The 15,105-nt window shown below is 42.9% G+C and carries 14 protein-coding genes and 2 other RNA genes; 9 read left to right on the top strand and 7 right to left on the bottom strand.

Annotation, left to right across the window (positions count from 1 at the left end; genetic code table 11):
• Positions 1-73 precede the first annotated feature (73 nt).
• From AAC855_RS15085 to aroG, 4 genes are all read left to right on the top strand, one after another.
• Positions 74-203, top strand: a non-coding RNA gene (locus AAC855_RS15085) — RtT sRNA.
• 37 nt (positions 204-240) lie between these two features.
• Positions 241-373, top strand: a non-coding RNA gene (locus AAC855_RS15080) — RtT sRNA.
• 269 nt (positions 374-642) lie between these two features.
• The gene (gene pnuC, locus AAC855_RS15075; protein WP_340610664.1) at positions 643-1,389 is read left to right on the top strand and encodes a nicotinamide riboside transporter PnuC; all 747 of its coding nucleotides are present in this window, start codon (positions 643-645) and stop codon (positions 1,387-1,389) included.
• 388 nt (positions 1,390-1,777) lie between these two features.
• Entirely contained in the window at positions 1,778-2,830 is a 1,053-nt protein-coding gene (gene aroG, locus AAC855_RS15070; RefSeq protein WP_340610662.1) for a 3-deoxy-7-phosphoheptulonate synthase AroG, read from the top strand.
• Positions 2,831-2,879: 49 nt separating this feature from the next.
• On the opposite strand, the gene gpmA is transcribed toward aroG, so the two are convergent.
• The 4 genes from gpmA to modE all read right to left on the bottom strand — a co-directional run bounded on the left by gpmA (position 2,880) and on the right by modE (position 7,579).
• On the bottom strand, positions 2,880-3,632 hold the full coding sequence (gpmA, locus tag AAC855_RS15065) for a 2,3-diphosphoglycerate-dependent phosphoglycerate mutase (RefSeq protein WP_340610661.1): 753 nt from the start codon (positions 3,630-3,632) through the stop codon (positions 2,880-2,882).
• A 185-nt stretch (positions 3,633-3,817) separates the two neighbouring features.
• Positions 3,818-4,648, bottom strand: a complete 831-nt coding sequence (locus AAC855_RS15060) for a CPBP family intramembrane glutamic endopeptidase (protein WP_340610660.1) — start codon at positions 4,646-4,648, stop codon at positions 3,818-3,820.
• A 235-nt stretch (positions 4,649-4,883) separates the two neighbouring features.
• Positions 4,884-6,368: a molybdate ABC transporter ATP-binding protein ModF gene (modF, locus tag AAC855_RS15055; protein WP_340610659.1), complete on the bottom strand. Its 1,485-nt coding sequence runs from the start codon at positions 6,366-6,368 to the stop codon at positions 4,884-4,886.
• A gap of 374 nt (positions 6,369-6,742) precedes the next feature.
• On the bottom strand, positions 6,743-7,579 hold the full coding sequence (gene modE, locus AAC855_RS15050) for a molybdenum-dependent transcriptional regulator (RefSeq protein ID WP_340610657.1): 837 nt from the start codon (positions 7,577-7,579) through the stop codon (positions 6,743-6,745).
• A gap of 229 nt (positions 7,580-7,808) precedes the next feature.
• On the opposite strand from modE, the gene AAC855_RS15045 reads away from it, so the two are divergent.
• Positions 7,809-7,949 (top strand): AcrZ family multidrug efflux pump-associated protein, encoded by a 141-nt coding sequence (locus AAC855_RS15045; protein ID WP_340610655.1) that lies wholly within the window; start codon positions 7,809-7,811, stop codon positions 7,947-7,949.
• A 111-nt stretch (positions 7,950-8,060) separates the two neighbouring features.
• Here AAC855_RS15045 and AAC855_RS15040 read toward each other — a convergent pair whose 3' ends face one another.
• Entirely contained in the window at positions 8,061-9,284 is a 1,224-nt protein-coding gene (locus AAC855_RS15040; protein WP_340610654.1) for an MFS transporter, read from the bottom strand.
• A gap of 368 nt (positions 9,285-9,652) precedes the next feature.
• On the opposite strand from AAC855_RS15040, the gene modA reads away from it, so the two are divergent.
• From modA to modC, 3 genes are read left to right on the top strand one after another with little or no spacing between them, the layout of a single operon-like run.
• Entirely contained in the window at positions 9,653-10,435 is a 783-nt protein-coding gene (gene modA, locus AAC855_RS15035) for a molybdate ABC transporter substrate-binding protein (protein WP_340610653.1), read from the top strand.
• A 17-nt stretch (positions 10,436-10,452) separates the two neighbouring features.
• Positions 10,453-11,145, top strand: coding sequence for a molybdate ABC transporter permease subunit (gene modB / locus AAC855_RS15030; RefSeq protein WP_340610651.1), 693 nt, complete (start codon positions 10,453-10,455; stop codon positions 11,143-11,145).
• The gene (modC, locus tag AAC855_RS15025; RefSeq protein ID WP_340610650.1) at positions 11,139-12,203 is read left to right on the top strand and encodes a molybdenum ABC transporter ATP-binding protein ModC; all 1,065 of its coding nucleotides are present in this window, start codon (positions 11,139-11,141) and stop codon (positions 12,201-12,203) included. Before modB ends, modC begins: the two co-directional genes overlap by 7 nt.
• A 60-nt stretch (positions 12,204-12,263) precedes the next feature.
• On the opposite strand, the gene AAC855_RS15020 is transcribed toward modC, so the two are convergent.
• Entirely contained in the window at positions 12,264-13,079 is an 816-nt protein-coding gene (locus tag AAC855_RS15020) for a pyridoxal phosphatase (protein ID WP_340610648.1), read from the bottom strand.
• A gap of 357 nt (positions 13,080-13,436) precedes the next feature.
• Between AAC855_RS15020 and pgl the strand changes: the two genes are divergently transcribed.
• Positions 13,437-14,423, top strand: coding sequence for a 6-phosphogluconolactonase (gene pgl / locus AAC855_RS15015; RefSeq protein WP_340610646.1), 987 nt, complete (start codon positions 13,437-13,439; stop codon positions 14,421-14,423).
• 86 nt (positions 14,424-14,509) lie between these two features.
• On the opposite strand, the gene AAC855_RS15010 is transcribed toward pgl, so the two are convergent.
• Positions 14,510-15,088 carry a hypothetical protein gene (locus tag AAC855_RS15010; RefSeq protein ID WP_340610645.1) on the bottom strand — a complete coding sequence of 193 codons (579 nt, stop codon included), beginning with the start codon at positions 15,086-15,088 and terminating at the stop codon, positions 14,510-14,512.
• Positions 15,089-15,105: the final 17 nt, after the last annotated feature.

The raw sequence follows: 15,105 nt of genomic DNA, 5'->3' as shown, positions 1-15,105 counted from the left end.
GCCGGAGGCCGAATCATCCTGCACGACCCACCATCTAAATTACCAACCCAATACTCTTCAAGTAATCAATGACCTCAGTTCGTAGAGCCGTTGGCTTTTAATCAATTGGTCACAGGTTCGAGCCGAGCGAAGCGAGACAACAACGCATAAGCGTTGGCCCGAAGGGTGAGGCCGGCGGCCGAATCATCCTGCACGACCCACCATCTAAATTCCCAACCCAACACTCTTCAAGTAATCAATAACCTCAGTTCGTAGAGCCGTTGACTTTTAATCAATTGGTCGCAGGTTCGAGCCGGGCGAAGCGAGACAACAACGCATAAGCGTTGGCCCGAAGGGTGAGGCCGGAGGCCGAATCATCCTGCATGCCTTGTCTTGAAATCCATTGTATATATATCCTAATGTCGTTAACTATTTTTATATTGTTACTATTTACTGATTATTGATAATTGGTTTTTATGTTTAACATGTTAGCGTCTGGTAATTGACATTAAAATTTCTAAAATACTTAAAGACTTTTACTTAAAAACTCGCTATCTTGTTTAGTATATAAAACAAAAACCAGCTAATGGGTTGTGTTTTAACCTAATTTGATGCCTTTGTTATTGATATACTAAACATTAATTACGGTAAGGATAAGAAAGCATGGATTTCCTCAGCAGACTTTTTAGTATAAATAACCACATTCCTGTAGAGATACTTGGCTACCAACCTTCATATATTGAGGCGGTTGGCACAATTGCAGGTTTGTTATGTATCTGGCTTGCCAGTCAGGAAAAGATTATTAACTATTTATTTGGTTTAATTAATGTTTCCTTATTTGCGGTGATATTCTTTCAAATTCAGCTCTATGCCAGTCTTATGCTACAAATCTTCTTCTTTGCAGCAAATATCTATGGCTGGTATGCCTGGAGCAGAGTCAATGAACAACAACAGAAAGAATTAAAGATCCGCTGGCTCAGCCCCAAACAGGTGTTCAGTGTGGCTACTGTTTCCCTCCTTTTTATCCTGATCATGACATTTAATATTGACCAGATATTTGGTTATATGGCTAAAGTTTCTGTTGCTGCTTTACAGGGAATGGGCTTCGGGATCACCATGCCAGATCTGCCACCAGATGCTTTCCCGTTCTGGGATTCGGTTATGACAGTATTATCAATAGTGGCTATGATTCTAATGACCCGTAAGCATGTGGAAAATTGGCTGCTATGGGTGATTATTAATGTGATTAGTGTTGTTATTTACTATAAGCAAGGCGTATTAGCAATGTCTTTGCAGTATATTATTCTGACAGGAATTGCGTTGAACGGTGCTCGTTTATGGATGAAAGTGGCTAAAAATAATCATGAAATATCATCTACAGAGAGTGCTTCCACTGAAAATTCAAATTAATGACTAATCCAGAACAGGCCATAATGATTTATGGCCTGTTCGTTGATATTCCATTTACACATATCATTTTTCTAATTTCTTTTTGTGAGTCATATTTGCTGACTCAGATTATTATCATAAACATTGCGTTACCTGCATTTCTGGAATTATAAGAGCTATAACCTCTCCTTTAAGCCTGTCTTTGGTTGTGTAAATTTGTTTCTGACTAATTCATGATTCTCCGATTGGAATGATGTCACTCAGAATCTATTGGGCATATATATTTTTTTTCTTCTGTAAAAAGTCTGCTTATTTACTCACAAAGATTATTTACAGCACTTCATCTAACAGTTAGATTGAGATCACAAAATTATTTTAAATAACTGTAAACACATTAGGTGAAAGGTCGATGAATTACCAAAATGACGATGTAAGGATAAGAAAAATAACAGAATTATTGCCCCCAGTTGCATTGCTAGAAAAATTCCCTGCAACAAAAGACACTGTGACTACCGTTCGTGAAGCTCGTGAAGCTATTCATAACATTTTAATTGGTGCAGATGATCGTCTATTGGTAATAATTGGCCCATGTTCAATTCATGACCCAAAAGCTGCATTGGAATATGCAGAGCGCCTGAATAAATTGCGCCACGAACTGAAAGCCGATCTGGAAATCGTGATGCGGGTTTATTTTGAAAAACCGCGTACTACAATCGGTTGGAAAGGCTTAATCAATGACCCGAAAATGGATTGCAGCTTTGATATTAATGATGGGTTACGCACAGCCCGCAAACTTCTGCTCGATATTAATGATATAGGGCTACCGGCAGCAGGCGAATTCCTTGATATGATTACCCCTCAGTATCTTGCCGATCTCATGAGTTGGGGGGCAATAGGAGCGCGTACAACTGAGTCTCAGGTTCATCGTGAGCTGGCGTCAGGGCTATCTTGCCCGGTTGGTTTTAAAAATGGTACTGACGGCACAATAAAAGTAGCGATTGATGCCATCAATGCAGCCGGTTCATCGCACTGCTTCCTGTCAGTGACTAAATGGGGTCATTCTGCCATCGTTAATACGACGGGTAATCAGGATTGCCATATTATTCTGCGTGGCGGAAAAGAGCCAAATTACAGTGCTGAACATGTCAGTGCAGTTAAAGAAGGCTTATTAAAAGCAGGGTTAAAACCGCAGGTAATGATTGATTTCAGCCATGCAAACAGTGCGAAGCAATTCAAAAGACAAATGGATGTAGGGGCCGATGTTTGTGGGCAGATTTCTGCTGGAGAGAATGCGATTATCGGTGTGATGGTTGAAAGCCATCTGGTTGAAGGCAACCAAAGTTTGGATGATGATGAGCCGCTGGTTTATGGGAAAAGTGTGACAGATGCCTGTATTGGCTGGGATGATACAGAAACGCTATTACAGCAGTTATCTCAGGCTGTCAGAGCACGCCGAGGATGATTTTGTATGAAAAAAGCCGGAGTGATTTCCGGCTTTTTATTTTTCTCAATTACTTCGCTTTACCCTGGTTTGCGACGGCAGCTGCTTTTGCAGCAATTTCATCAGCATTACCCAGATAATAGTGTTTAATTGGCTTCATATTCTCGTCGAATTCATAAACCAGCGGCACAGCCGTTGGGATATTCAGCTCAAGAATTTCGTCTTCGCCCATATTATCCAGATACTTCACCAGTGCGCGCAGAGAGTTGCCGTGAGCAGCGATAATCACTTTTTCGCCGTTTTCAACGCGGGGTTTAATCACTTCTTCCCAATAAGGAACAACACGTTCGATAGTCGTTGCCAGGCTTTCTGTGACAGGAAGTTCTTCTGGTTTCAGATTTGCATAGCGAGGGTCATGGCCGGGATAACGTTCATCATCTTTAGTCAGATCTGGAGGAGTGATGGCAAAGCCACGACGCCACAATTTAACCTGATCATCACCATATTTAGCCGCAGTTTCTGCTTTGTCCAGACCTTGCAGAGCACCATAATGGCGTTCATTCAGTTTCCAGCTTTTTTCAACCGGCAGCCATTGTTGGTCGACTTGATCCAGAATATTCCACAAAGTATGAATAGCGCGTTTTAAAACAGATGTGTAGGCGAAATCAAAAGCAAAACCTTCCTGTTTCAGCAATTGACCAGCCTGTTGTGCTTCATTGCGGCCTTTATCAGACAGTTCAACATCAGTCCAGCCCGTAAAACGGTTCTCTTTGTTCCACTCGCTCTCACCATGTCTTACAAGAACCAGCTTAGTTACAGCCATAACTTAAACTCCTATCATTACTTTTTAATACAAAATGAAATGCTCGCTGCGGGCATTATATGGCGCGACAGATGGAAACAGCAAACAATAGTCGACGAACTTCTGTCTTAAATCATATATGGGAGGAGTTGCAGCCTGACTGGCTGCAACTTGAAATCCATTGTGTATAGATAGGATAGAGGAAACTAGCTGATTATCGCTTTAATCGGATAAGTGTAAAACAGCAGGTGTAACACATTAAGGGTAAAATGGAATCCGACAGCTACCCATAAACGGCCACTCCACATCCACGCTATACCATAAATCAGGCCTGCCAGTGTTGCGAACGCCATCAATAGTCCACCGCCTGCGAAGTGGGCGGCACCAAATAGCAAAGAAGTTATGAGCAGTGCAAAATAGGGATTCATCCACTGACTGAGCTTTTGCTGAATATAGCCACGGAATAGGGCTTCTTCTGCCAGTGATACAAATAAAATATTGGCAACAACGAAAGCAGGAAACCAACCGGGAAGGTGGAGTTCAACTGCTAATCCACCGAGCATTGTAGCAAGCCCTAATAATGCGGGTATCGCTGCGATTAACAGCGCCCAGCCGTGGGCGGGCGCTTTCACCACTGGAGTACAGCGGAATAGGCTCGGCATACAGCACAATAAAAGAAAAGGAATCAGGGCTTTGTCAAAGTTGAAGTACATGGAAAAAGGTGCGCTGAGTGGCCCGACCTGTACTTTATCCAGATATTTCAGATTATGAAAACCGGGAATAAAATGTATAAATAACAAAATACTAACGATAACCAACATGGCTTCGGTAATGCTCTTACCGATAATATGCCTTTTGATATTGAAATAGACATGCACCACACCCAATACACTTATCATTAATAATGAGATGATCGCGGGATAGGCCAGTATTTGAGTGCTTATCCCAACAGCGATAGCTAAGAATGCAATGAAAAATGCGATTTTTTGGCGAATATCTAACAGTGCCAGCGAAGCGGCAAGTAAAGTCCAGCCCATACAATTCTCGGTTCTTTTTGAAAAAATAGGTAAACGATCTAAAAAATAGGGCGGGATTTTATAGCAAGAGACAAAAAATTCAAAAAAAATAATAATAACCATCAAAAAAATGGTTATAGAACACACGCCACATTTATCTCTCTTCAGTACCCGCTGAGAGAGGGACTGATATTTTATGGATTTCAGGCCGGCCTCCGGTCAGAGGCGGCCTGAAAGATGAAGAGTATTTAAAAAATCACAAAAGAGGGCTAAAAGTCAGCTCGGTTTCATAACGATAAATATCGTTATCAGGAATAAATTTCAGCCGATGAGTGATGCATTCTGGCGCATCTTCCTGATGATGGGAGACAAACAGAAGTTGTGTATCGCCATTTTTAATCATGATATCAATGAAACGCAGAACTAACTGCCGGTTGAGTGAATCAAGCCCTTGCAATGGCTCATCAAGAATTAACAAAGCCGGATGTTTCACTAAGGCACGGGCAATTAATACAAGGCGTTGCTGCCCCCATGACAGACTGTGAAACGGGCTGTTTGCAGTTGCATCGGATAAACCCAATAATGCCAGCCACTCATCTGCCAATTGCCGTTGACGATCGGAAACGGCCTGATAAAGCCCGATGGAGTCGAAAAAACCGGATAGGATAACATTGCGAACGTTGGTACTGACACGATATTCAAGGTGAATACTGTTACTGACATAACCAATGTGGCGTTTAATATCCCAGATAGTTTCTCCACTTCCTCGCTGGCGACCAAACAGAATCAGTTGATTACTGTAACCCTGAGGATGATCGCCGGTAATCAGGCTGAGAAGGGTGGATTTCCCTGCTCCATTTTCACCGATAATCTGCCAGTTTTCACCGGGATTAACCTGCCAGTTTAGGCCATGTAATATCGGTTTATCATTGTATTGCACAACAACATTGTGCATTGATACCAGCGGTTGATCTGAGGGAAGCTGTTCATCAATTCGGTATTCATCTGTTTCCGGTAGCCGAATATTTTTTAGCTTTTCACTGTGTGCTAATTGTGCAACCAGAGATTCAGCCAAAACGTGCTTTTTTTCTCCGGATAGCATCAGCTGACAATCGGCAAGTACACCAATTCTCTCAACAAAATCAGGGATCTGGTTAAATCTGTTTAACAGGAAAATCAGTGTGATACCTTTTTCGGCCAGCGTTGCCAATAACTGAGATAACTGATTACGGGCATAAGCATCTAATCCGTCAAAAGGTTCATCAAGGATAAGAAGGTCTGGATTTGCCATTAATGCCTGACAAAGCAACACTTTTCGCACTTCGCCGGTAGAAAGATACTTGAAACGGCGTGAGAGCAGATCCTTAATACCGAAATAGGCCGATAACTCAAGGCACAATTCATTATCTTTATGGTGGAGCTGAATGATTTCTGCGGCAGTGTGCCCAGTATCGTCTTCATCCTCACTGAGCAGGTCTGTATTATTGCGTTGCCATTCTTTATCAACCAGTTGCTGAAGTTGCTCGAAAGAGAGGCGTACAGGAGTATGGAACGAGCAATGTATTTCACCTGTCAGTTGGGTTAATTCATTCGATAAAACACAGGCCAGAGAAGACTTTCCACTGCCATTCGAACCGACAAACGCCCAATTTTCCCCAGAGATGATTTTTAGTGACGGTATCTTCAGGATACGGGTGTCACTTAAACGGAAACTACCTTGCGATACTTGCAATTCAGACATTTTTCTTCCTTATTTAAGCAACATCAACTAAAGGATCACAGAAATAAGCGGAATAATGTTCAATGTCAATGAGTAGTCGTCTGTTATTCGTTATGGATTTATATTTCGGGATGGGGGAATATTAATTGTTAGGGGAAATATACTGATGTCCCTGACGGGGGCAAATATACCCGTCGTCTTTCAAGTTGCCTCTTTGTTGGCTGCACTCGCTCACCCCAGCACCGTTTTTATAAACATATAGCTATCTATGCTTAGGGGATTAATGAAAGGCTTCTCTTTCACCGGAGGCAGCCTCTGGCTGGGCAAATTCGTTCCCGACGAATTTGTTGCTTCTTTGCGGCCGCGATGCGACTCTAAATTCATAGTGCATATACCTAATTTAATGCTGCAATAATCACTTTATCAGCACCAAAAAGCGCGGTGACAGTATCATCCGGCTGAAGACCTAAATTTTCTATTTCCTGATTGGATAATGTGGCGCAGAGAGATTCGCCACTACTCAGATTCACAATAATTTCGCTGCACTGTGCTCCTGCCTCAATCTGGCTGATTTGACCGGATAATTTATTTTCAAAAGTGGCAGAGTTTTCGAAAGCGCTAGTATCTCTGGAAGAAGTTGTGTTGCAGGAAACGGTAGCTCCTTTGCGTAAGGTAATCCACGGAGCTTTAATCAGTGCGATCACCTCTTTTCCTTTTATCAGGCCTAAACGTTCAGCGCTTTGTTCTGTTACAGAAGCTTGGAGAGATGTTTTGCCATCAGCCAGCAGGATACAAATATTTTGCTGAATATTTCCATTATCACGCTCGACGACTGTACCGAAAAATTGATTTCTGGCGCTGGACTGTAAAGAAAACCGCGAAATGGCTGCCAGTAGACTATCCAGAGGCAGTGAATCCTGCTTGAGAGCATCGAATGCTTTTTGCTGAATTTGCTCCAGCAGACCGTAAAGCTGTATCAGACGTTCGCCATAAGGAGTCAGTTGAGCGCCACCCCCGCCTTTGCCACCGGTTGCACGTTTAACCAATAGCTCATCGGCCAGATGGTTCATCTCATTAATCGCATCCCAGGCACTTTTATAACTGATACCAGCCTGTCTGGCTCCCTGACTGATAGAGCCCGTAATTTTTATCTGTTTCAGCAATTCAATCCGTCGGGGATCGGCAAAAACCCGATGCTGCAATTTAAGAGTTAATAATATTTCGGCTTGCATAGTGATTCATTTCAGGTAACTATTTGAAAGTTTTTACAGAATAACCGTAAGAATCGCACGTTTCGTCGGTTACTGTTACCTTTTTATTGTCTAGAATAGCGTAATTGTTGTCTGTGCAGTAAAGCTTTTTGTTTCATTACCGGGCGCTCATTGCCGGATGAAAGTGAAGCTGAATCAGGCACAGCTTATTGTTCGACTGGATGATAGTCATTCATGATATGGGGTATACATGTTTGAACTGATTAAAAGTATAGCGTTTGAACTGGTCATGGTTCCTGTTGTCATGGCAGTCATTCTTGGATTGATTTACGGGTTGGGTGAGTTGTTTAACCGTATCTCTAAAAGTGAAACAAAAGGTGTTGAGCACTAATTTTGGGTTAATGTGATCGCTAGCGCCTCTGCGATTCTCTTTCTTAAAGAAATCATATTCTGAGAGCAGATTGTTGATAAACCCTGTTATTTCAAACAGGGTTTATTTTTTTTATGGCATAAGTTCTATCTGGCGAGTCTCTTTCCCCAGCCAAATTACAGCACCTACAGCTACCAGAATTGAAAAGCCGAACAGGGAAAAAATCAGAGAGATCGATGAATTCATTGCTACCAGATAACCGACCATCAAAGGGCCAATGATACCACCTATCCGCCCGACTGATGCTGCCATGCCTGCGCCGGTTGCACGAATTGCTGTCGGATATTGTTCCGGTGTATAGGCGTAGATTGCTCCCCAGGCACCAAGATTGAAAAATGACAGCAGGATACCAAAGATAAGAAGCTGGGTAATACTATCAGCCGTACCGAAGAAATAGGCACTGACAGCCGTTCCAATCAGATAGCTCGCCAGAACGAATTTACGTCCGTAGCGTTCAATCATCCATGCGGCAGTAAAGTAACCGGGAAGCTGGGCCAGCGTCATGATTAGCACATATTGGAAACTTTTGATCAGGCTAAATCCCTTCAGCATCATGACGCTTGGCAGCCACAAAAACATACCATAATAGGAAAATACTACGCAGAACCACAAAACCCACAACATGACTGTTGCCCGACGATAATCAGCCGACCATACTTCCCGTATGTTATGCATAATTGAATTGAGCGGTTTCTGGGCGCGCATTTGTGTATAGCGTGGTGAATCGGGTAAATGTAAACGCAGGTAGATAGCGTAAAACGCGGGTAAAGCACTCAGTAACATGGCAACCCGCCACCCATAACTAGGAATAATAAAGTAAGCAATCAATGCTGCGGCAAGCCAGCCGAAGGCCCAAAAACTTTCCAGTATTACAACCAGACGCCCACGCTCATGGGGTTCCACGCTTTCAGATACCAGCGTTGATGCGACGGGGAGTTCTCCGCCTAAACCCATACCGATAATAAAACGCAGAACCAATAATGCTGCTAATGTGGTCACCAATGCCGTTAAGCCACTGCCTACACTAAACAGCAGTAATGTGACAATAAAGGCTGACTTTCGTCCGGTTTTATCAGCCATCACGCCAAAGACAAAAGCGCCGACAGCCATGCCAATCGAATTAATACTGCCTATCCAGCCTAACTGTTCTGAGCTCAGTCCCCAATCCTGTTTCAGGGCTGCCAGTAAGAATGATAAGAGACCGACATCCAGAGCATCAAACATCCAGCCAAGGCCAGCGATGGTCAGCAACCGTTTTTTGGTGATGTCTTTTTGTAATGGGGTGGTGTGTAACAAAAGTTAGCCCTCATTTATGTAAAATACCGAATGTTTTTCGCTTTAAAAATATGCCCTGTTCCGGCACATATCAGTCGTTATATTCAATGAACTTTGTGTTGTCTTGCGGCCAACAAAGAAGCAATTCGAAAGACGGAAAGTCTATAATACAACAGGGTATAGCACTGTATATAACATCTTTTCTCCGTCTCACTATATTGACAATACTGAAGATTATTTGTGTTTTTTGAGTAATCTTTACATCAAATTAATACAAAAGCTAAAACTAACTCACAACTTGCCGATTAATCTCAGAATAGTATTTTCATTTAACGTTGTATCTTGTTATATACAGCGCACCGTTTTGGTTATCATAAGTGGAATACAACATGAAAAAGCGCGTAATAAAGAATTTTTATCAATTATTGGCAGGAGCTGTCGTGTCTTTTGCCCTTGTTAGCAACAGCGGGGCGGCGGAAAAAGTGACTGTTTTTGCTGCTGCATCATTGACGAATGCACTTAATGATATTGCCGAACAGTATAAAAAAGACAATCGGGAAGAGGTTGTTGCTTCTTACGCTTCATCTTCGACGTTGGCCCGTCAGATAGAACAAGGAGCCCCTGCAGATCTGTTTATTTCTGCTGACCAACAATGGATGGATTACATTTCTGGCAAGCAGCTCATCATTGAAGATACCCGTCATACTTTGTTGGGAAATCAACTGGTTCTGATTGCACCTAAAGAGAGTAAGCTGGGTAAAATTGATATCAATCAGAAAACGAAATGGAGTTCTTTATTGGCCGGAGGGCATCTGGCTGTTGGTGATCCTGACCATGTTCCGGTTGGTATTTATGCCAAAGAATCTCTGCAATATCTGGGCGCATGGGATTTAGTCAATCCATTGCTGGCCCGTACTAACAATGTGCGTAGTGGTATGGCGCTGGTCGAGCGTGAAGAAGTGCCACTGGGAATTGTTTATGCCTCTGATGCTGTTGCCAGCAAAAAAGTGAAAGTTGTTGGTGTATTCCCGCAAGACAGTCATAAACCGGTGGAATATCCGATTGCAATTATTAAAGGTCATGAAAATCAGGCTGCGCGGGATTTTTATGATTATCTTAAAACCCCTGAAGCCGTAGAAATTTTCACACGTTACGGTTTTAACCCACTGTAGGAACTGTTCTTTTGGAGATGTTAAGTGAATATGAATGGCAGGCAATTCTACTGAGTCTGAAAGTCTCAGGGATTGCCGTGCTGTTCAGTTTGCCATTAGGGATTTTGATGGCATGGGTTCTGGCACGTTGTCAGTTTTTCGGGAAATCCCTGCTGGATAGTGTTATCCATTTACCGCTGGTCTTACCTCCGGTTGTGGTTGGTTATCTGTTGCTCATGAGTATGGGGCGTCGCGGTATATTCGGGGAATTTCTCTATAACTGGTTCGGTGTTAGCTTTGCATTTAACTGGACAGGTGCTGCTCTGGCTTCGGCGGTTGTTTCCTTTCCGCTCATGGTCAGGGCAATCCGTCTGGCTCTGGAAGCGATAGACCTTCGTCTGGAACAGGCAGCCCGCACGTTAGGAGCCAGTTCACTTAAGGTCTTTTTCACGATTACTTTACCCCTTTCATTACCGGGTATTATTGTTGGCTCTGTGCTGGCTTTTGCCCGCTCACTGGGTGAATTTGGCGCAACCATCACTTTTGTGTCAAATATTCCCGGTGAGACACGTACCATTCCTCTTGCCATGTATACACTAATTGAAATGCCCGGAGCAGAAACCGCTGCCGCCCGCTTATGTGTGATCGCGGTAATTTTGGCTCTGGTGTCATTACTGCTGTCTGAGTGGCTGACCCGTTGGGGAAGAAAACGGCTGGGGGCAGTATGTTAGAATTAAATTTCGAACAGCATCTGGGTGATCTGCATATGCAGGTTGATACCACATTGCCGGCGGAAAGCATTACTGCCATCTTCGGGCTTTCCGGTGCAGGAAAAACCTCATTAATCAATGCCATTGCCGGTCTGACCCGGCCTCAAAAAGGCCGCATTATCTTAAATGAGCGTATTCTGGTAGATACAGAGCACAAAATATTTCTGCCGCCGGAAAAACGTCGAATCGGCTATGTATTTCAGGATGCACGGCTTTTCCCTCATTATCGTGTCAAAGGAAATTTGCAATATGGCATGTCACCGGACATGCAGCCACATTTTGGCAAAATTGTAGAATTGCTTGGTATTGAGCATCTGCTATCACGTTTTCCAATAACCTTATCTGGTGGAGAAAAACAGCGGGTCGCGATTGGGCGGGCATTACTGACAGGGCCTGAACTATTGCTGATGGATGAACCCATGGCCTCACTGGATCTGCCCCGTAAACGTGAATTATTGCCGTATCTGGAAAAATTGTCTGAAGATATCAAAATTCCGATCCTGTATGTCAGTCACAATCTGGATGAAATTATTCATCTGGCTGATAACGTGGTTGTTATGGATAAAGGAAAAATCCGCATGTCAGGTACACTGGAAGAAGTATGGTCAAATAGTATACTCCGCCCGTGGCTGCAAAAGGAGAATCTGGGCAGTATATTGACTGTAACGGTGATGGAGCATCATCAGCGTTATCACATGACGGCAGTTGCAGTGGCAGATAAGGCTCTCTGGTTACCGGAAATTGATGCGACTGAGGGAACTGACCTGCGTATCCATATTGATGCTTCGGATGTTTCTTTAGTATTAGAGCCACCAAAAGGCAGCAGTATCCGCAATACCTTGCAGGTCAAAGTTACGGAGCTTTTCGAGGATGCAGGCCAAGTTGATGTCAAACTTGCTCTGGGTGACCATTATTTGTGGGCGCGCATTACTCCGTGGGCACGGGAAGCACTTAATCTTCGAGAAGGGCAATGGTTGTATGCGCAAATTAAAAGTATTGCGTTAAATCGCCACTTATAAACGGAGTATAGTGGACTATGGGAGCATGATTTATGGATGCTCCCATCATCGTAGAATACGCTAAAGCACATATTTTCGGATAACTTCCGCAATACCGGGCTGAGTGTTACTTTTGGTGACAAGATCTGCCCGCGCTTTGACATCATCAACGGCATTTTCCATTGCAACTCCCAAGCCTGCTGATTCCAGCATACTGATATCATTAAAATTATCGCCAAAAGCAATAACCTCTTTCATGCTTATCCCCTGTGACTCGACCCACTGCTGTAAACGCAGCCCTTTACTATTACCCTTTTTGGCGATATCGACCTGATCAAACCATGACCATTCACACTCCAGATCGACTTCTTCCCTGATTTGCTCACTGACCTCACGTAATTTCGCTAAATCGGGGGATGTAGTGGCCAGTTTCCAGATGAAGTTGACATCATGCAGTGCTTCCTGAAAGTCGTTGATATGCAGGAGAGTAGGGCGCTGATGCTCAGGCAGAGAATCTGACCATGCAAGGGTACGGGTAACGGTATGCGGAGATTCATATAAAATAGCATCATCAACATACATCAGATGATCAATTTCAGTGCCCTGTAAATAAGAAAGTACTTGAGAGGCTTCCTGAATAGAGAGAGGATTAGCGGCCAGAACCTTTTTAGCCTGATAATCATATGAATAAGCCCCATTACAGCAAATCGCCGGAGTGTCGAGCTTAAGCGCCTGATAGAAAGGATGAATTGCAACATGATGGCGGCCGGTGGCGATCAAAACCTTAATACCCGCTTGACGGGCTTCATTTAGAGCCGCGAGCGATTCCGGCAGAATATTTTTTTGTGGATCGAGCAACGTTCCATCCAGATCCAGTGCGATAACGCGGTATGACATGAATTAGCCTCTAGACTGTTGATGATTTGAACAAACATTATATGTTAATTAAAAATAGTTAAACTGATAATTATATACACAATGGATTTCAAGGTGCGTCGCGGTGGCAAGAGAGTGACAAATTCGTCGGGAACGAATTTTCCCAGCCAAAGGCTGACCTCCGGTGAAAGGCAGGAGCCTTTCATTACTCCCCAGAAACATAGATAGCTATATGTTTATAAAAACGGTGACTGGGGTGAGCGAGCATAGCCAACAAAGAGGCAACTTGAAAGACGAAGTGTATACAGTTTAACAGACATATCTTTTCATGAATCATTGCAGATCAATAAAATAGTGATGGAGCTTTAAGGAGAGAAAATGAAACAAGTAGTTTATACAGCGAGTCCGAATAGTCGTCAGATCCACGTCTGGTCCCTGAATATTGTCGGAGAACTTTCACTGCTCCAGACAGTCAGTGTGCCGGGCGAAGTACAGCCAATGGTCATCCACCCTGATGGAAAGCATTTATATGTAGGGATACGCCCTCAATTCAGCATCGTAACTTATAAAATCAGTGCAGATGGACGATTGGAACAACAGTCTATTGCCCCGTTACCGGGAAGTCCGACACATATTTCAACGGACAAAGCAGGGCGTTTTTTATTTTCGGCTTCCTATAGCTTCAATAATTTAAGTGTCCATCCTATTGATGAAAAAGGTATTGCTAAAGCCCCCCTTCAAGTCGTAGAAGGACTGAAAGCACCACACTCCGCTAATATGGATCGGGAAAACCACCAGTTACTGGTTCCCTGTCTGAAAGAAGATCATATTCGTATTTTTGATCTGAATGAGCATGGATATCTGACAGAACGTCGTGCCGATGAAATAACGACAAAAGCCGGAGCTGGCCCACGCCACATGGCCTTCCATCCTGAAAAAGAAGCCATTTATTGCATCAATGAACTCGATTCAACCGTTGATGTACTGCGCAAATGGGAAAAATACCGGATTGTGCAGTCTGTTGATTCATTACCTGCTGATTTCTCGGCTGTTCGCTGGTCTGCGGATATTCACATCACTCCTGATGGTCGCCATCTTTATACAAGCGAACGCTCTGAGAGTATTATCAGCCACTTTATCGTGTCAGAAGATGGTTATCATCTGACATTGACCGGGCATTACCCAACAGAAACCCAGCCCCGTGGTTTTGCTATCGATCACAGCGGGCGTTTCTTAATTGCCTCTGGACAAAAATCAGATCATATTTCCGTATCCGGCATTGATAAAGACACCGGAAAACTGACTCAATTAGCGCGTTATCCGGTGGGTAAAGGCCCAATGTGGGTAACGGTATTGGCACTATAAGCAATAAGCCGCGCAGATTTCTGGCGCGGCAATTCATCATTTTTCTGTAATATGCAGAAAAAATACATCTGGATTTGAAAATTATTTTAGATGAAATTAAAAGTCCCAATCCCGGAGAAAACGATAGGGTATGTGACCAATATATTATGCTGATATACAGAAATTAAATCACCTAAATAAACATTTCCTTTAAATAAACGTAAGTGAATTTTCTGTGGGTAAATAAAAAGCTGAAAGTTAAGTGGTGTGTTGATAATCGTATTAGTGTGATGAATTACTCCACTGAGATAAAGATTGTTAAAATTTATTTGTGGCATGTTATAGCTGCCATAAATATAACCGTTGAAATTAGCATTCCTTCTTGTATATGGATTATTGCCAATTAAAACAGGATAAGATGATACTTGAATGAATGGATAGCTTCCGATTTGATGATAAGTGTTAATATTAAAATATCCGCTAACATACTCGGCTGTTTTAATAACAGGAATAGGATAAGGAGGTGGATTTATTACAGGAATTCCACCAAACAAATTGGCAAGCTCAGGTTTTTCTTTTGCTATAGCCTCATAATGTGATTGCTCTTGTTCATAAATATCTTGAGACTGTTTAAATATGGCTTCCATTTCTTCATTAGAAGGCACAGACAATTTTTCCTGATTCATCGTGTATTCCTCTCTGG

Origin of the sequence: Xenorhabdus bharatensis (genome assembly GCF_037996705.1) — a bacterium.
In the GTDB taxonomy this organism is placed as follows: Bacteria; Pseudomonadota; Gammaproteobacteria; order Enterobacterales; family Enterobacteriaceae; genus Xenorhabdus; species Xenorhabdus bharatensis.
The sequence above is the reverse complement of the archived record's forward strand: the minus strand, read 5'-3'. Positions and strand labels throughout refer to the sequence as shown.

Bases quoted from the DNA above. Each gene is read 5' to 3' on its own strand.
- pnuC (WP_340610664.1), top strand. From the start codon at position 643: ATGGATTTCCTCAGCAGACTTTTTAGTATAAATAACCACATTCCTGTA.
- aroG (WP_340610662.1), top strand. From the start codon at position 1,778: ATGAATTACCAAAATGACGATGTAAGGATAAGAAAAATAACAGAATTA.
- gpmA (WP_340610661.1), bottom strand. From the start codon at position 3,632: ATGGCTGTAACTAAGCTGGTTCTTGTAAGACATGGTGAGAGCGAGTGG.
- AAC855_RS15060 (WP_340610660.1), bottom strand. From the start codon at position 4,648: ATGGGCTGGACTTTACTTGCCGCTTCGCTGGCACTGTTAGATATTCGC.
- modF (WP_340610659.1), bottom strand. From the start codon at position 6,368: ATGTCTGAATTGCAAGTATCGCAAGGTAGTTTCCGTTTAAGTGACACC.
- modE (WP_340610657.1), bottom strand. From the start codon at position 7,579: ATGCAAGCCGAAATATTATTAACTCTTAAATTGCAGCATCGGGTTTTT.
- AAC855_RS15045 (WP_340610655.1), top strand. From the start codon at position 7,809: ATGTTTGAACTGATTAAAAGTATAGCGTTTGAACTGGTCATGGTTCCT.
- modA (WP_340610653.1), top strand. From the start codon at position 9,653: ATGAAAAAGCGCGTAATAAAGAATTTTTATCAATTATTGGCAGGAGCT.
- modB (WP_340610651.1), top strand. From the start codon at position 10,453: ATGTTAAGTGAATATGAATGGCAGGCAATTCTACTGAGTCTGAAAGTC.
- modC (WP_340610650.1), top strand. From the start codon at position 11,139: ATGTTAGAATTAAATTTCGAACAGCATCTGGGTGATCTGCATATGCAG.
- AAC855_RS15020 (WP_340610648.1), bottom strand. From the start codon at position 13,079: ATGTCATACCGCGTTATCGCACTGGATCTGGATGGAACGTTGCTCGAT.
- pgl (WP_340610646.1), top strand. From the start codon at position 13,437: ATGAAACAAGTAGTTTATACAGCGAGTCCGAATAGTCGTCAGATCCAC.
- AAC855_RS15010 (WP_340610645.1), bottom strand. From the start codon at position 15,088: ATGAATCAGGAAAAATTGTCTGTGCCTTCTAATGAAGAAATGGAAGCC.